This window comes from Paenirhodobacter enshiensis, from assembly GCF_000740785.1.
GTDB lineage: Bacteria > Pseudomonadota > Alphaproteobacteria > Rhodobacterales > Rhodobacteraceae > Rhodobacter > Rhodobacter enshiensis.
The window spans coordinates 1-315 of the sequence record NZ_JFZB01000112.1 but is presented as its reverse complement, the minus strand read 5'-3'; the positions used below and the strand labels follow the sequence as shown (position 1 = coordinate 315).

The following is a 315-nucleotide window of genomic DNA, read 5'->3' as shown; positions in this document are numbered from 1 at the left end:
GGCATTCCCGACATCATGGGCTACCTGAGCCTGTGCGACCTCTCCGTGCCGCCCCACGTCGCCGCAGCGGCCAAGGCAGCCCGCTACAACCGTCGCGTCTTCCTGGCGCCGTTCTGGGATGAGATCTTCACGCAAGACAGCGAACGCAAGCAGACTCGCGCCGAAGCCGAAGCGACCTGTGCCGTCATGCGGGAGACCTACATCGCGCTCGGATACCAAATCACGGAGTTGCCGCGCACCGACATTGCAACACGTGCCGACTTTGTCTGTAAGCAACTGGCAAATTGACCGTCATCTCTAGATGCCCTGGCGAAA

General features: G+C 61.3%; 1 protein-coding gene. It reads left to right on the top strand.

The features are described from left to right. A partial coding sequence (locus tag CG50_RS16115) for an AAA family ATPase (protein WP_036640752.1) occupies nucleotides 1-288 on the top strand: 288 nt, incomplete at its 5' end. Nucleotides 289-315: the final 27 nt, after the last annotated feature.